The sequence below is a fragment of the Zobellia uliginosa genome (assembly GCF_900156625.1).
Taxonomy (GTDB): domain Bacteria; phylum Bacteroidota; class Bacteroidia; order Flavobacteriales; family Flavobacteriaceae; genus Zobellia; species Zobellia uliginosa.
In genome coordinates this window covers 184,017-199,987 of the sequence record NZ_FTOB01000001.1, presented here as the reverse complement: position 1 = coordinate 199,987, position 15,971 = coordinate 184,017, and the positions used below count along the sequence as shown (strand labels likewise).

General features: G+C 43.5%; 16 protein-coding genes. 7 read left to right on the top strand and 9 right to left on the bottom strand.

Translation table 11 applies throughout. The features are described from left to right. Nucleotides 1-71: 71 nt before the first annotated feature. From BW980_RS00805 to BW980_RS00790, 4 genes are all read left to right on the top strand, one after another. The gene (locus BW980_RS00805) at nucleotides 72-494 is read left to right on the top strand and encodes a SufE family protein (protein WP_013993204.1); all 423 of its coding nucleotides are present in this window, start codon (nucleotides 72-74) and stop codon (nucleotides 492-494) included. A 54-nt stretch (nucleotides 495-548) separates the two neighbouring features. Beyond that, on the top strand, nucleotides 549-878 hold the full coding sequence (locus BW980_RS00800) for an SUF system Fe-S cluster assembly protein (RefSeq protein ID WP_013993205.1): 330 nt from the start codon (nucleotides 549-551) through the stop codon (nucleotides 876-878). A 9-nt stretch (nucleotides 879-887) separates the two neighbouring features. Further along, on the top strand, nucleotides 888-1,394 hold the full coding sequence (locus tag BW980_RS00795; protein WP_076453075.1) for a DUF2480 family protein: 507 nt from the start codon (nucleotides 888-890) through the stop codon (nucleotides 1,392-1,394). 66 nt (nucleotides 1,395-1,460) lie between these two features. Then, nucleotides 1,461-2,393 (top strand): DUF3078 domain-containing protein, encoded by a 933-nt coding sequence (locus BW980_RS00790; protein ID WP_076453074.1) that lies wholly within the window; start codon nucleotides 1,461-1,463, stop codon nucleotides 2,391-2,393. 892 nt (nucleotides 2,394-3,285) lie between these two features. On the opposite strand, the gene hflX is transcribed toward BW980_RS00790, so the two are convergent. Beyond that, nucleotides 3,286-4,497: a GTPase HflX gene (gene hflX, locus BW980_RS00785; protein ID WP_076453073.1), complete on the bottom strand. Its 1,212-nt coding sequence runs from the start codon at nucleotides 4,495-4,497 to the stop codon at nucleotides 3,286-3,288. A gap of 76 nt (nucleotides 4,498-4,573) precedes the next feature. Between hflX and BW980_RS00780 the strand changes: the two genes are divergently transcribed. Next, complete coding sequence (locus BW980_RS00780; protein WP_076453752.1) at nucleotides 4,574-5,548, top strand: endonuclease/exonuclease/phosphatase family protein; 975 nt, start codon at nucleotides 4,574-4,576, stop codon at nucleotides 5,546-5,548. Between the two features lie 5 nt (nucleotides 5,549-5,553). Here BW980_RS00780 and BW980_RS00775 read toward each other — a convergent pair whose 3' ends face one another. Then, nucleotides 5,554-6,267 carry a 3'-5' exonuclease gene (locus BW980_RS00775; protein WP_076453072.1) on the bottom strand — a complete coding sequence of 238 codons (714 nt, stop codon included), beginning with the start codon at nucleotides 6,265-6,267 and terminating at the stop codon, nucleotides 5,554-5,556. A 259-nt stretch (nucleotides 6,268-6,526) separates the two neighbouring features. Between BW980_RS00775 and BW980_RS00770 the strand changes: the two genes are divergently transcribed. Next, complete coding sequence (locus tag BW980_RS00770) at nucleotides 6,527-7,294, top strand: hypothetical protein (RefSeq protein WP_139327567.1); 768 nt, start codon at nucleotides 6,527-6,529, stop codon at nucleotides 7,292-7,294. 179 nt (nucleotides 7,295-7,473) lie between these two features. On the opposite strand, the gene BW980_RS00765 is transcribed toward BW980_RS00770, so the two are convergent. From BW980_RS00765 to hemB, 4 genes are all read right to left on the bottom strand, one after another. Further along, nucleotides 7,474-7,947, bottom strand: coding sequence for a methylated-DNA--[protein]-cysteine S-methyltransferase (locus BW980_RS00765; RefSeq protein ID WP_076453070.1), 474 nt, complete (start codon nucleotides 7,945-7,947; stop codon nucleotides 7,474-7,476). Between the two features lie 49 nt (nucleotides 7,948-7,996). Continuing rightward, complete coding sequence (locus BW980_RS00760) at nucleotides 7,997-9,103, bottom strand: CNNM domain-containing protein (RefSeq protein ID WP_076453069.1); 1,107 nt, start codon at nucleotides 9,101-9,103, stop codon at nucleotides 7,997-7,999. Nucleotides 9,104-9,153: 50 nt separating this feature from the next. Then, entirely contained in the window at nucleotides 9,154-10,272 is a 1,119-nt protein-coding gene (locus BW980_RS00755; RefSeq protein ID WP_076453068.1) for a serine hydrolase domain-containing protein, read from the bottom strand. A gap of 242 nt (nucleotides 10,273-10,514) precedes the next feature. After that, nucleotides 10,515-11,504 (bottom strand): porphobilinogen synthase, encoded by a 990-nt coding sequence (hemB, locus tag BW980_RS00750; protein WP_076453067.1) that lies wholly within the window; start codon nucleotides 11,502-11,504, stop codon nucleotides 10,515-10,517. A gap of 69 nt (nucleotides 11,505-11,573) precedes the next feature. On the opposite strand from hemB, the gene BW980_RS00745 reads away from it, so the two are divergent. Then, nucleotides 11,574-14,219, top strand: a complete 2,646-nt coding sequence (locus BW980_RS00745) for a DEAD/DEAH box helicase family protein (protein ID WP_076453066.1) — start codon at nucleotides 11,574-11,576, stop codon at nucleotides 14,217-14,219. Here BW980_RS00745 and BW980_RS00740 read toward each other — a convergent pair. From BW980_RS00740 to hemF, 3 genes are read right to left on the bottom strand one after another with little or no spacing between them, the layout of a single operon-like run. Beyond that, nucleotides 14,206-14,856, bottom strand: coding sequence for a hypothetical protein (locus BW980_RS00740; protein ID WP_076453065.1), 651 nt, complete (start codon nucleotides 14,854-14,856; stop codon nucleotides 14,206-14,208). The genes BW980_RS00745 and BW980_RS00740 overlap by 14 nt on opposite strands. Further along, nucleotides 14,849-15,019: a hypothetical protein gene (locus BW980_RS22450; RefSeq protein WP_175609828.1), complete on the bottom strand. Its 171-nt coding sequence runs from the start codon at nucleotides 15,017-15,019 to the stop codon at nucleotides 14,849-14,851. The genes BW980_RS00740 and BW980_RS22450 overlap by 8 nt, the downstream gene beginning before the upstream one ends. Nucleotides 15,020-15,036: 17 nt before the next feature. After that, nucleotides 15,037-15,939, bottom strand: coding sequence for an oxygen-dependent coproporphyrinogen oxidase (gene hemF / locus BW980_RS00735; protein ID WP_076453064.1), 903 nt, complete (start codon nucleotides 15,937-15,939; stop codon nucleotides 15,037-15,039). Between the last annotated feature and the right edge of the window lie 32 nt (nucleotides 15,940-15,971).

Genomic DNA, 15,971 nt, shown 5'->3' with positions numbered 1-15,971 from the left:
GGGGAGTTATCATTCTCTTAAAGTATTGAAATCCATAGATACTTGTTGTATTTTTACCGAAAATAGCGATAATGCAGATAAAGGAAATACAAGACGAAATAGTAGACGAATTTTCAATGTTTGATGATTGGATGCAGCGCTACGAGTATATGATCGAATTGGGCAAGAGCTTGCCGCTCATAGACGAGAAATATAAGACCGATGACAATATCATCAAAGGTTGCCAGAGCAAAGTGTGGGTACATGCGGAACTCGATGATGATAAATTGGTGTTCACCGCTGATAGCGACGCAATTATAACGAAAGGTATAATCGCTATTTTGATTCGCGCCTTTAGCAACCAAAAACCACAGGATATTATCGACGCCAATACCGATTTTATTGACGAAATCGGATTGAAAGAGCACCTTTCGCCTACCAGGGCCAATGGTCTGGTAAGCATGATAAAACAATTGAAGTTGTATGCGGTGGCGTACCAAACTCAATTGAACTAGGTAGTGGGCCGATGGGTGACCTACCTGAATTTTTAAAGAACTAATCTAAGGAACATGAGCGAAGAAATAGCAGTAGATAGCCAAGAATTGGGCGAAAAAATAGTAACCGTACTCAAAACGATATACGATCCTGAAATTCCTGTTGATATATATGAACTAGGGTTGATTTACGATGTTTTTGTGAACGAAGAAAATGAGGTTAAAATTCTAATGACCCTTACCTCTCCTAACTGTCCCGTTGCGGAATCACTTCCTGCCGAGGTCGAGGAGAAGGTGAAATCTTTGGATTTGGTAAGCGATGCAGAGGTAGAGATTACCTTTGATCCCCCATGGACCCAAGATTTGATGAGTGAAGAGGCTAAATTGGAATTAGGCTTGTTATAAAAGTTGATTATGTCTGACGAAATCATCAATAGGGTAGCCGAGAGCAAATTGGTTACGTTTAACTTGGAAGATTACTATGTTCAGGGGAGGCGTGTGCTTTTTGATATTTCGAACTGGCTGTTTGAGGGACTTCTTTTAAAGGAAAAGGATTTTCGGTCCCGTGCGGCGGAGCATGATTGGTCTCAATATCAAGATGCCTATGTGGCCCTACATTGTTCTACCGATGCCATTGTGCCGGGTTGGGCATATATGTTATTGGCTACACACCTACATCCCTTTGCCAAAAAGTGTGTTCAAGGCTCCTTAGAGGATTTGGAGACTGTTTTGTACACCGAAACCCTTTCCAATCTAGAAATTTCGGAATTTAAAGATAAAATGGTGATTATTAAGGGGTGTAGCAATAAACCTGTTCCGTCAAATGCTTATCTTCTGGCAACAAGTAAGTTACAGTCTGTTGTTAAGTCTCTTATGTACGGCGAAGCCTGCTCTTCGGTACCTTTGTATAAAAGAAAGTAGTATTTTTTCTCAAAGAAATGTGACAATTAGTACTTTTGCGTGTCTTAACTAATAAACACATTAACCATGAGAAAATTACTTCTATCATCTATGGCAATTCTGACGTTTTCGTTCGGTTTTGCACAAACAATAGATGAATTAAAAGCAGAACAGGCTACTAAAAAAGATTCTATCAGTGCCATACAGGCTAGGGTAGATGCACTTCAAGGTCAAATCGATGCTTTTCCAGGGTGGAAAATCGGTGCTTTTGGTACCATTGGAGCCAATCTTTCGAAATTCAACAATTGGTATTCGCAAGGAACACCGAACAACTCTTCAGGAAACATAGGGGTTACGGTAAACGCATACGCGAATTTAGATAGGGAGAAGTTCTTCTGGAAGAACTCGGCCAACGTTAACTTGCAGTGGGTAAAACTTGATGATAAGGACAACCCTGCCGACGAAGAAGGGTTTAACGGAACTACCGATGTCTTTAACATTGTATCCCTATACGGATATAAGTTGAACAAGAACTTTGCTATTTCCGCCTTAGGGGAATATAGGACGTCTATTATCAACAATTTCAATGATCCAGGTTATCTCGATTTTGGTGTTGGTGCTACATGGACTCCTATTCCTGATATGGTAGTGGTTATTCACCCGTTGAACTACAACTTTGTCTTTGCTGATAACGATACGGCTTACGAATCATCTGCAGGTGCCAAGATTGTTATGGATTATACCAAAAAATTGGGTGCTATCAATTTCAAGACCAATTTCTCTACATTTCAGAGCTATAAAAGCGGAGACCTTTCAAACTGGACATGGATAAATTCCTTTGGTTATACACTTTGGAAAGGTATCGGCGTAGGTTTTGAATTCGGGTTGAGAAATAATAAGCAAGAAGCTTTGGGTAATGCATTGGCCGCCGTTCCGGTTCCAACTCCTACCCCGACTTTTGATAATATCGATAATGATTTGCAGAGTTACTACCTTTTCGGTCTTAACTATTCGTTCTAATCGAGTATTGTTTGTTTCAGTATAAACGAAACGCCCCGACATTTGTCGGGGCGTTTTGTTTTTAAGTAGGATACGTTAAGTTTGGTTGTACAGTCAATAATAAATCAAACCTTGATTAAGTAATTTATTTGGGACGTACACTAAATTTCAAATACAAGACTAATGTAATCGGCAAGGTCGTGAACACTAAATATTTGTTGTAAAGCATGCCCAATTTGTGGTGTAACTCGTTAAAATGTATTTTTGTTCGATGAAATGCACCTTAATTCTTCCCTCGGGGAAGAGCGTTATGTAAAAACAAAAAAGCCCGTGTGAACGGGCTTTTTTGTTTTGTAGGTATTCTTGTAAGATCGGGTTCGTGATTTGGGGTCACGGTTTGTAAGCGTTTCGTAGGTCAAGTCCGGATTTGGGATTCGTACTTGTCGGGGTTAAGTTCAAGAATTGATTTGGAATCGTTACTCTCTCTTAATTACACTGTAAATCTACATAGGTTTGCCCTATGGTCTAAATTATTGTTGTGTACACAGCTCAAATTGTTGTGAAAAATACCAGTGGTTCAGTATATCCGATGAACGGCATCCCCTAGTGGCAAAGCGTATTTTTTACGAAAGTAAGGGGCATAAAAAAAACCTCTATAAAGAGGTTTTTATCAAGTAGATTTGGTCAATTTGGTGTTTGTCTTTTTAGGTCAGTTAACACATTTGGGGATTGTTAGCTGTTGGGCTTAAGTTCAAGCGTCGATTTGGGGTCATTACTCTCACTTAATTACACTGTAAACCTACGTCGGAATATCTAGCTGTCTAAATTATTGTTGTGTACGTTAGGCAGCTTGTTGTGAAAAATACAAGCGGTTCGGTATATCCGACGAACGGTAGGCCAAAACATATAAATTCTAATACTCGTCTAAATGTTCGGGATATAAAAAGTTGTTGTACGGAAAACGCGTCACATGAATGTCGCGTACTTCGTCGTAGACCCTTTTTCTGAACTCGTCTAGGTTTTCTTTGTTCAGGGCCGATATAAAGAGGGCCTTGTCGCCTACACGCTGCATCCACGTTTTTTTCCACTCATCTATCGTAAAATGTCTTTCGGTGCGTTCGGTAACCAAATCGTCCTCATCTATTTCGGCATGTTTGTAGAGGTCGATCTTGTTGAAAACCATGATGGTGTTCTTGTCGGCACTATCGATTTCGTCCAATATTTTATTGACCGATTCAATATGCTCTTCAAACTGTGGGTGGGAGATGTCAACAACATGTAGCAACAGATCTGCTTCGCGAACCTCGTCTAAGGTGCTTTTAAAACTTTCCACAAGTTGGGTGGGGAGTTTACGGATAAAACCGACCGTGTCACTGAGTAAAAACGGCAAATTGCCTATGACAACCTTGCGCACGGTGGTATCCAATGTGGCAAAAAGCTTGTTTTCCGCAAATACGTCGCTCTTACTGATAACGTTCATCAGGGTAGATTTGCCCACATTCGTGTATCCTACCAGTGCCACACGTACCAAAGCACCACGGTTGCCCCGTTGGGTCTCCATTTGTCGATCGATCTTAAGGAGCTTCTTCTTTAGTAATGAAATGCGGTCCCTTACGATACGTCTATCCGTTTCAATTTCGGTTTCACCGGGTCCGCGCATCCCGATACCTCCTCGTTGACGTTCCAAGTGGGTCCAAAGTCCCGTTAAACGGGGCAATAAGTACTCGTATTGGGCCAGTTCCACTTGGGTGCGTGCGTAGCTTGTTTGCGCGCGTTGGGCGAAAATATCGAGAATAAGGCTGGTACGGTCCACAATTTTACAGCGCAGTAGCTTTTCTATATTTCGCTGTTGGGCCGGGGTAAGTTCATCATCAAAGATTACCGAACCAATATCGTTCGCTTTGACAAAGGCTTCCACTTCTTCCATCTTACCGGTGCCAATTAAGGTCTTGGGGTTGGGAACATCCATGCGTTGCACAAAGCGTTTAACGACCTCTCCACCTGCGGTATAGGTTAAAAATTCAAGCTCGTCAAGATACTCGGTAACTTTGCCCTCGCTCTGTTCGCGGTTTATAATGCCGATTAATACGGCCTTTTCGTGATCTATGGTCTTCTTTTCTAACATATCGAAACTAAAATGCAAATTTAAGCAATACCGACCGAGCTATTTTCGTAAATTTAAGGTTCCAATCGAGAAATTTATGATTTTTTCATTTTTCAGAAAGAAAAAGGGAAGCCATTTAAACACAATAAGCTTTTATAACCTCGAGAATTTATTTGATACGATAGACGATCCTAAAACCCTTGATGACGATTTTACGCCAAAAGGGCGCAAAAAATGGTCTCTTAGAAGGTACAAAAAAAAGCTGTACAAATTGGCCAAGACTATAGCGGAAATCGGGAATACTGAAACTCAAAGTCCGCCTGTCCTGGTCGGGGTGGCCGAAATTGAAAACGAACAGGTGATGCAAGATCTTTTGGCGAGCGAACCTCTGGCCAACATCAGTTACGACTATGTCCATTACGATTCGCCCGACGAAAGGGGTATTGATTGTGGACTCATCTATCACAAAGATCATTTTGAGGTATTGTACTCCGAACCTATAGCCGTGTTGATTTATGAGGAGGATGAAAGACGGGATACCACTCGCGATATCCTTTATGTTAAAGGCAAGCTCAATAACGAACAGGTGCATATTTTCGTGAACCATTGGCCGTCTCGCCGAAGCGGAAATACCACTACCGAACACAAGCGAATGATTGCCGCCGAGACCATGATCCAGTTTATGGCGCGTATCGAAGAAGAAGAGGTCGAGCCGAACTATATAATTATGGGCGATTTTAATGATGGTCCGCAATCGGACAGTATCAAAAGGCTTATCGACACCAAGACCCTCTACAACCCCATGGAAAAACTATTGACCCCCGATAGGGGTAGTGCCAATTATAAGAGGTCGTGGATGCTATTTGACCAGATTATGGTGTCACACAGTTTTCTGAATTTTGAAAAAGGAACCCATAGTTTTGCCCATGCCAATATTTTTGACGAGCACTTTTTGACCGAATTTAAAGGGAAATATATGGGTTCGCCCTATCGCACCTATGTCGGGAATAGGTATTTAGGAGGGTATAGTGATCATTTCCCCGTGTATATCCAGCTGAAGTATAACGCTTGATACGCCTATATGCTTTTGATGAAGGCGTCATCGATGAGGTCGTCTCCTCTTAGGCGCAAGAATACTTGGGCAGTGGTGACCACGTCAAGTTCGCAATAGGTAACAATGCGGTCGATGTCGTTTTCTTCGTAATAGACATGGCCTACCATGCTGCCATCAATGTCTTGTTTGGGCGATGGTATGCCCAATATATTTGCCAATAGCTTTAAGGATGTAAAGTTTTTATAGTCGCCGAATTTCCACAGTTCCATGGTGTCTAAATGCGGGATTTCCCATGGTTTTTTACCAAATAGATTGAGTTTGTACGGTAACTGTATACCGTGTATGATCATTCTACGTGCGATATAGGGAAAGTCGAATTCCTTGGCATTATGGCCGCAAAGTAAATGTCTTGGGGAGTTAAAATGACCGTCCAAGAGATTTTTGAACTCTTTTAAAAGAGTGGCCTCGTCACCGTGGAAAGAGGTAGTCCTAAAAGTTCTGTTCTCTCCGACAAGCCTGAAATAACCGACGGAGATACAAACGATTTTACCGAATTCCGCCCAAATGCCGGCACGTTCATAAAACTCTTCAGGGGTAAACTCATCCTTGCGCTGGTATCTTGATTTTTGCTCCCATAGCTCCTTTTTTTCGTCGTTAAGGGCTTCGAAATTCGGCTCTTCGGGAACGGTTTCGATATCTAGGAAAAGAATGTGTTCAAGATTGATTTTATATAGCACCTTATATTTTGTTTAATAGCATCTGAAAGATACAAACTAATCCTGTTTGCGGCCAAATTTGTTCCCATACTACCTTCTTCCCTTCTGATCCCAGTGGGTGTTCGTCGAAATTATCGAAGCCCATCCAATTTCCTGTGGAATTGTAACGTTTGGGGGTTATAAACTATAATTATACGTATTTATCATGATGAAAAATCGCTTTAAATCACGGTCCTCTTTGCTGGGCCGCTTATCTGTGTTGGTATTGTTAACGGTTTTAATGGCTTGTAGTAAAGATGCCGATACGGACAACGATTCCGAAGATAAAACCGATGTGATCGATGTGGTCGACGAAACCGATGACATTGATGATACCGATGAAACTGACGAGACCGATGAGACCGAGGGAGGTAGTGATTCGGCATGTACCGATGTTGCCAATTATATTTTTAAGGAAAAGAACGGTTTGGTGAATGTCGAGTTTGAAAATGCACAGTTCCCGGATGGTTGGGTGCTTAAGAGCGATGGTGATAGTTTTACGGGAAAAGGCTATATGGTTTGGGAAGGCGATCAATATTTGGGAAATCCAGGTAATGGAAAGACCAGTTTTAAAATTGAAATAAAAAATACGGGTACCTATCGATTTCTGTGGAAATCTGCGGTAAAATCAGGAAACAGTGGCTCAGACCACAACGATACTTGGCTACGGTTTAACGATGCCGATGATTTTTATGCCCAGAGGGACGACAGTATCGTTTATCCCAAGGATACGGGAAAAACCCCCAACCCTGAAGGCGCATCAAAAGACGGATGGTTTAAAATCTACCGTAGTGGAAGCAACCTTGATTTTAAGTGGCAGTCCAGTACTTTTGATAACAAGGGGCATAATATTTATGTGGTGTTCGAGAAAGCCGGAGTCTATACCATGGAAATCTCGGCGAGGTCTTCCGGTCATGGTATCGATCGATTCGTACTTTTTAATGATGCAATGGCCCAGGCGGATGCCATTTCCGACGATGCCAACTTAAGCGAGACGAGGTGTAATTAGGCCGAAGCGTTTTTTTACCGTTTTAAGAGAAACCGACCCTAGGGTCGGTTTCTTTGTTTTGCCAATGCGGTGGGGTCAGGTTGGAAGCAAATGAAATATATGTTTTGATCGATGATCGGCCAAATGGCAAAGGCATTGGGCGAATTTTTCGGGGCAACGGACCAGGGGGTCGGTTTTTTTTAAAAGAGCGATTGCTGTTTTACGGGATTTTCATGGTCTAGCAGCCATTTTTTTCGGTGCAGGCCACCGGCATAACCGGTTAGGGAACCATCGGTGCCAATGACACGGTGACAGGGAACTATAATCCATAAGGGATTCTTTCCGTTAGCGGATGCTACGGCCCGAATGGCCTTTGCGTCGCCCAAGGTCTTGGAAAGTTCAAGGTAGGAGACCGTTTTGCCGTAGGGTATTTTTGATAAGGCCTTCCAAACGCGTTTTTGAAAGTCGGTACCCGTGGGGTTCAACGCAAGGTCAAAGCTATTCCGTTCGCCGGCAAAATATTCTTGCAGTTGCTTTACGGCGGCTTGGAGGTTTTCCGGAACTACTGATGAAACGGTTTCTTCTGTATTCAGCACAATTATGGAAGCCAGGCCGTCGGCGTTACCTTCAAGTTTGGCTATGCCGAGAGGGGTGCGAATAAAGGCGGTTTCCATAGCTTGTGGTATTTTAGGTGTTGATGGACCATTGGAACGGCCCCAAAATCTACTTGTCGAGTATTCCGGTGCGTTTTGCGCGGGTTTCCCAGTTTTTACGAGCTAGCTCTTGCAAGTCGGCAACATTGTCGCTCTCGTCCATTATTTCGAGCCCTAGTAAGGTTTCTATAATATCTTCCATAGTTACTAATCCACTTACTGAGCCGTATTCATCCACAACAAGGGCAATATGTATTCTTTTGGAAATGAATGTATCAAAAAGACGTGGTATGGGTGTGTTTCTTTCGGTGATTAAAATTTCGCGTTTTATTTCGGAAAGAGGTGTGTTTCCATTATTGTTTACCATTTCCTCCAAAATCGTATCCTTCAGCACAAAACCGTCTATATGGTCCATTTTTTCGCCATATACCGGAATGCGTGAAAAACGCATCTTAGGATTGTCCGCAAAAAATTCGGCTATCGTTTTGTTTTCCGGAGCAATTTTCATCACGGCCCTTGGGGTCATTACATCCTTGACCAATACTTGATCAAAACGTAATAGGTTTTTTATGATAGTCGATTCCGATTTTTCGAAAACACCTTCTTCGCGGGCCATATCGGTCATTGCGGTAAAATCTTCCCGGCTTAATACGCTACCATGGTGGCCTTTGCCGCCTACGAGTTTGGTAAAGATCTGTAGAACCCATAAGAGTCCCGTATACTTTAAGGCAACGACCATAACGCGCAGGGCCTTGGCCGTGAAATTGGCCAATTGTCGCCAATAGGTGGCGCCAATGGTTTTAGGTATGATTTCGGAGGCTACCAAAATGAGTATGGTCATCAAAGTAGATACAACACCCACCATGAGGTCTTCGGTAAAGGCAATTCCGAATATACGGCGTGTGGTGGTGCCGTACAATTCCGCATAGGCCACCTTGGCCTGTACCCCAACTAAAATGGCGCCAACGGTATGGGCAATGGTGTTAAGGGTCAAAATGGCGATCAGCGGCTTGTCGACATCCTTCTTTAGTTCTTCCAAAACTAAGGCATAGGCTTTCCCTTCCTTTTTCTTGACGTTTACGAAGGTGGGGTTGATGCTTAGTAACACAGCTTCAAGAATGGAACAGAGGAAAGAAAAGAAAATCGATACGAAAGCGTAAAAAATTAGTAAGCCCATAAATCGGTTTTATCTTACGAAGATACCAATTATTAGAAAACGAAATGCACTTATTCGATAGCTAGCCTAGCTTGATAGAAAACCTGTTGCACGGCCGGACGAATATTGAGGTCGTAGATCTGTCGATGGGAACGGGAGGGATATACCCGGTTGGAAAGGAAAATATATACCAATTGGTTTTTAGGGTCGGCCCATACGAAAGTGCCGGTAAAACCACTGTGTCCAAAACTGTCGGGACTTACTTCGGGAGCTGGGTATGCCTTGGAGAGGGCTAGCTCCGCATTGTTCAATAAGGGCTTGTCGAAGCCTAAGCCTCTTCGGTTATCGTTTTCTGGAAATTGTATACGGGTAAATTCCTCGACGACAGCTTTCGAGAAATAGCGTTTGCCGTTGTATACGCCATATTGGAGGTACAGTTGCATTAGTTGGGCCAAATCGGTAGCAGAAGCGAAGAGACCGGCATTGCCCGACACCCCACCCAGCAAGGCAGCATTTTCATCGTGTACCCAAGCGTGTGTCAGGGCCTTTCCAAAGGTGGAATCTTGCTCGGTAGGCACAATAAAATTCGTATACGATTTCAGCTTAGGATTGAAATTTACGGTATTTAAGCCGATTGGACCATAGAAATTTCTTTGTAAATACTCGGAAAATGATTGGCCGGTTAGTTGTTGTATAAGATCAGGAAAAATAAGGAAGGCCAATCCGGAATACCTATAGCTTTTTTCATCTGAAACCTGAGATCGGTCGATGAGACGATGTACTTTTTTTATAAATCTGCTTTTAATATAAATGTTATCATAGGCGCGTCGTCGAAAGCGTGGATTTGGTTTGGTTCTCACGAAGCGTTTTTTTAAGGTGCCATTGTTTTTTCGCACGGTGTTCAGTAGCACGATATAAGGTTCTAGGCCGGCTTGGTGGGACAAGATTTCCCGTAGGGTAATATCGTGTTTGTCCTTCCGCTTGCGCCAGGGTTTCCAGTAGGTGCTAAAAGCTTGGTCAAGGTCGAGTATGCCTTCGTCAACGAGTTTCATTAGGGCAGGAAGGGCCGCCGTAATTTTGGTGACCGAGGCTAGGTCATAAATGTCGTTCAGGGCAACGGCCCGAATGCTGTCATAAGTATGATAGCCATAGGCTTGGTGGAAGATGATCTTCCCGTTCTTGGCGACCAATACTTGGGCACCCGGAAAGGCCTTCTTCTTTATACCGTTTGTTATAATTTTTTTGAGACCTCGGAGTGTATATAAGCAGAATCTAAACCCACCTCCGATGGATGCGCGTACGTGAGTACATCTTCGCCTTTGCCCAAGTTAAGGGGTATAGGTCCATCTTCCTGCGCTAACATTACGTTTAGTGCGAAAATCAGGAAGATGGAATATAGCGGTTTCACGATGGCATCACTTTGTTGGTCGATTTAATCTAACAAGCGAATGGCATCTTTGGCAAAATATGTCGCAATGATATTGGCGCCGGCTCTTTTCATGGCGGTCAGTTGCTCCATTACTACGGCATCGTGGTCTAGCCACCCTTTTTCTGCGGCTGCTTTTACCATGGCATACTCGCCGCTTACTTGGTATACGGCAACGGGTACATCTACTTCGTTGCGAATTTCGCGCACGATATCTAGGTAACAGAGTCCGGGTTTTACCATAACGATATCCGCTCCTTCATCGACATCCATTTCGGTTTCCTTTAGGGCTTCAAAACGATTGGCATAATCCATTTGATAGGTTTTTTTGTCCTTGGGGACGTTCTTTACATCCACGGGAGCCGAATCCAAGGCGTCTCTAAAGGGGCCATAGAAGGCGCTGGCGTATTTGGCACTGTAGCTCATGATTCCGGTATTGATAAGGCCTTCATCCTCTAAAGCTTCGCGAATCGAAAGGATACGGCCGTCCATCATATCGCTCGGTGCAACAAAATCTGCGCCGGCCAAGGCGTGGGATACACTCATTTCGGCCAAAAACTCAGAAGTTTCATCATTGAGGATCAGTCCGTTTTCCACTATGCCATCATGGCCGAACGAAGAATAGGGGTCCATGGCGACATCGGTCATTACCAACATGTCCGGACATACGTTCTTTATCGTTTTGATGGCGCGTTGCATGAGTCCGTTATCGTTGAGGGCCTCGGTGCCTTTATTATCCTTTAGCTCCTCTGGTACTTTTACGAAAAGCAAAACGGCATGTAAGCCCATATTCCATAGTTCCTTGATCTCGGTTTCTAGAAGGTCGAGGCTCAATCTGTAGTAATCGGGCATAGAGGCGATTTCTTCTTTGATGCCCTTGCCTTCCGTTACAAAAAGCGGTACCAGAAAATCCTTGGGAGATAAAATGGTTTCGCGTACTAAATGTCTGATGGAATCGTTTGTTCTTAATCTACGGTTTCTTCTAAGTGGGTACATACTTTTGCCTATTTTTGAATACCCAAAGTTACTTATTATCCTCCTAAAAAACAGAAAACGGACTAACTCTTGACGCAACTTATAGACCACCTAAAATTTAAGTTTGAATGGCGTAGCTATCAGCAGGGTTTTCTAGATAATTTCGAAGACCATATTGAGGATAATCATTTGCATGTGGTAGCCCCTCCCGGCTCAGGAAAGACCATTTTAGGATTGGAAGTGCTGCGCAGGGTCAATAAACGCACCTTGGTCTTGGCGCCTACGCTGACTATAAGGAACCAATGGAAAGACCGATTGGTATCATTTTTTTTGGGCGATGCCTCGTTTTCCGATTATTCCATAACCCTTAGGGCGCCTAAACTTTTGACCTTTTCTACCTACCAGTCGTTACATGCATTAAGCAAAGGTTTTGCTGGCGACGAAGATGAATCCCTATTAAAATTCGTCACGAAGCATGGAATAAAAACCATTGTGCTCGATGAGGCGCATCATTTAAAAAACGAATGGTATAAATGCTTGATGGCCTTAAAGGAAATCGAGGGCTTGACCGTTATCGCCTTGACAGCGACACCGCCCTATGATAGTTCGGCAGGGGAACTCGAAAAGTACTTTGAGCTCTGCGGCCCTATAGATGATGAAATTGCCGTACCGGATCTTGTAAAGAACGGAGACCTTTGTCCGCATCAAGATTTTGTGTATTTCTCCAAGCCTTCAGAGGCACAGATAAAATCTATTGTCACGTATAGGGAAAATATTATTCGGTTCACGAATGAACTGAAGGCCGATATAGGGTTTCAACAGCTTCTTTTGGAGCATCCCTTTTACGCGGATACCGAGGATAGACTTGAGGAAATTTATGCCAAACCTTCGTTTTTGTCGGCCCTCTTGATTTTTCTGAATTCCGCAGGCGTTCAGATCGATAAAGAGAAATTGTTGTTTCTCGGTTTTGAGGGTAAAAACGTGGAGTTTCCCGCACTTACGTATGAATGGATAGAGTTGCTGCTGCAAGAGCTATTGGTAGCCCAGCGTGAAGATTTGATAGCTTACGAATCTCTCTTGGATAAAATTGAAAAACGACTGGGCCGTATTGGGGTATACGAGAAGAAAAGGGTGAATTTTGTTGGAGACGAGCGGCTCTATAGGGCTTTGGCGAGTAGTTCTAGTAAATTGAGGAGTATTCATAATATTCTTGAGGAAGAACGCAAGGTGCTCGGCAATCGGTTGAAGGCGGTAGTACTTACTGATTTTATACGAAAGGAATTCTTGGAATTTAAAGGGGAGGCAACGGCTCCGCTCAACAAATTGGGAGTGGTATCTATTTTTCAGTACCTCCGAATAAAATTGGTACAAAAGGATGATTTGGCCATTCTTACGGGCTCTCTAGTAGTGCTCCATAAAAAACTAACCGCTGATTTTGAAGCTTTGTTGGGCGCTGATACGGCCATTGGTATGAAGCCCATGTCTTCGGATTCCGATTTTGTAGAGATTTCGGTTTCGGGGACTCACAAGAATAGGATTGTAGGGGTGGTCACACGGCTTTTTCAGTTGGGGAAAATAAAAATACTTATTGGTACAAAATCCCTTTTAGGGGAAGGTTGGGATGCCCCTGCTATAAATACCTTGGTATTGGCGTCTTATGTTGGGTCTTTTGTGTCTTCAAACCAAATGCGGGGTAGGGCTATTCGAACCGATACCAATGACCCTGATAAGAGTGGAAACATTTGGCACTTGGCTTGTTTGGATCCGACTGCGACCGATGGGGGTAAGGACTTGGAAAAACTAAAGCGAAGGTTTACCGCTTTTTCAGGGGTTTCTATAGAGGGAGAGGCTTATATTGAAAACGGACTGGATAGACTACAGCTACCAGACCACTTTAGTGGGGAGGCCCAGCTTGATCAACTGAACAAAACCATGATGGATTCGGCCTCAAATCGGGAAGCGCTAAAGGACAGGTGGCATGAGGCCATAGATAAGGGCAGTATACTGGTGAGGGAGGTGAAGATACCCTATGCGGGAAAAACGCCTTTTAGAAAAGCTAAAAAAATGCGTTCGGTAGATGCCGCACAATACCTGCTTATTGAGCTCGTGGCCGGTTTGGGTCTCTTTCTGCCCGAGTTTCTGATGAAGAATATAACAACGCTATTGAACAAGGGTGTTTTTGCCTTTATGTATTTTTTATTGGCAGGGATAATCATTGGTTTTGCCCCAAAAACCTATAAGGCCCTTAAGCTGTATTTCTTGTTCGGAAACGCTTTTAAGAAGACCAAGAAGATAGCTAATGCTTTGTTAGACTATCTCATGCAAACGGGGCAGATCCATACGGAACACTCTGAGGTGTCGGTTTCGGCCGAACAGCAGGCCAATGGTGCCTTTGTTTGTTACCTAAAGGGAGCTAGTAATTACGAAGGTAATTTGTTTGTGCAATTGCTGCACGAAATACTGGTACCTGTTGAAAATCCGAGGTACTTATTGATCGGCAATCATTGGTTAAAGAAAAAATGGGGTCTCCGCAAGTATTATGTGGTACCACAAAGCATAGGTAGGCGAAAGGAAGATGCCTTGGGCTTTCATCGCTTTTGGAAGAAACACGTAGATGATTCAAAACTTCTGTATACGCGAACCCGGTCGGGCAGAAGGGAACTGTTAAAGGCGCGTTTGGCCCATGTGGTATATCAATTTAAGGAGGTTTCCGAAAAAACGATTACTTGGAAATAGGATTTTCGGTATGTTCTTTGCAGCGTAGCAGCTGGTCCACTTGTTCGCCATAGCCGTAGGCCGACCAGAGGCTAGAATCCCTTTTTATGGCCGCCGCATCTTCATCTACATCGATATACCGTTTGGTCGCTTGAACCAAAGGGTGGTCGAAATCACTGATGGGAACAATCGAGTTGGGTCCTGGGATGCTGATTTGATCTTCATAATCGTAGCAGAACACCAGTACTTTATCCCCTACCGACACATCGAGGTTGTTGAAGCAATCGGAAACAAAGTATTTTTGATTGGCATAGCTCTGACTTTCCAAAGGCTTTATCTTATAGACTTTCTCAATGGCTATGGTCCCGCGTTGGGAGATATACAGTGGGGCGGCTTCATTGGTGGGGGAATCGATTTGTGTAATGATACCAGAAAATACCAATCCGTATTCTTTTCCGCAGTAGCCGATGAAGGGGCCTGATTCTTCCCACCAATAGGTGTAGCCTACGTTTAGGGTATCTTGGGTAAAGACGATGTCTAGGTCGCTTTTGGTTTTTTTCGACTGGCAAGACGATAATAAACATAGGGAAATAAGGAGGTAGGCGGTAGAATGGACTACCCCCGAAAAGAAAAAACGCAATGGTTTTTGCTTACTCATGATCTCTGGATCGATTTTCTTTTTGCTTACTCAGCGAAATGATCTCTTTCAGACGCTGCTTACGGTTCAGCTTTTCTGATTTGAGCTTGTTTTTCTTTCTGTTCAGAAGCTTGGTGTGTTTGGCCTTGTTGGCCTTATTTTTTTCTTTGCCTTTTTTTGACATAATGAGGCCTTATAAATTTATACCCAGTCCTTCGGAGACTTAAGAATGTTGAGTAAGCGCTCTTCTTCACTGCCGCTTTCCGGCTGGTGATCATAGCGCCATTGAACATGGGGGGGCAAACTCATTAAAATGCTTTCTATTCTCCCGTTCGTCTTTAGGCCGAACAAGGTGCCTTTATCGTGAACCAAGTTGAATTCAACGTAACGTCCTCTTCTGATTTCTTGCCAGTCCCTTTGTTCAGAAGTGTAGTCCAGGTTTTTTCTTTTTAAAACGATTGGCACATAACTTTCTAAAAAGCTGTTGCCTACTTCGGTCACAAAATCGTACCAATTCTGCATGTCCATCCCTTCGGTAGCCTTGCAATAGTCGAAAAAGAGTCCGCCTATACCCCGAGCTTCATTTCTGTGGGCATTCCAAAAATAATCGTCACATTTCTTCTTATACAATGAGTAGAAATTGGGGTCATGTGTATCGCAGGCGGCCTTGCACACGGTATGAAAATGAATGGCGTCTTCATCAAAAAGGTAGTAAGGGGTTAGGTCTTGTCCGCCGCCGAACCATTGATCTACAATGTTTCCTTCCTTGTCGTACATTTCAAAATACCGCCAGTTGGCATGAACAGTGGGTACCATGGGATTTTTCGGGTGTAGCACCAAACTCAACCCACAGGCATAAAAATCGGCATCTTCAACACCAAAGTAGGTCTGCATGCTTTTGGGCAAAGCGCCGTGTACGGCAGATATGTTTACCCCTCCCTTTTCAAAAACGTCTCCGTTCTCGATGACGCGGGTGCGTCCACCGCCACCTTCCGGCCGCTCCCATAGGTCTTCGTGAAACTTGACTTTACCATCGATTTCCTCAAGCTTGTTGGTAATCGAATCTTGAAGGTTTTGAATGTAGCTAAAGAATTTGTCTTTCATCAAGAGAAATGGTTTTATGCGAATCGGCTGTA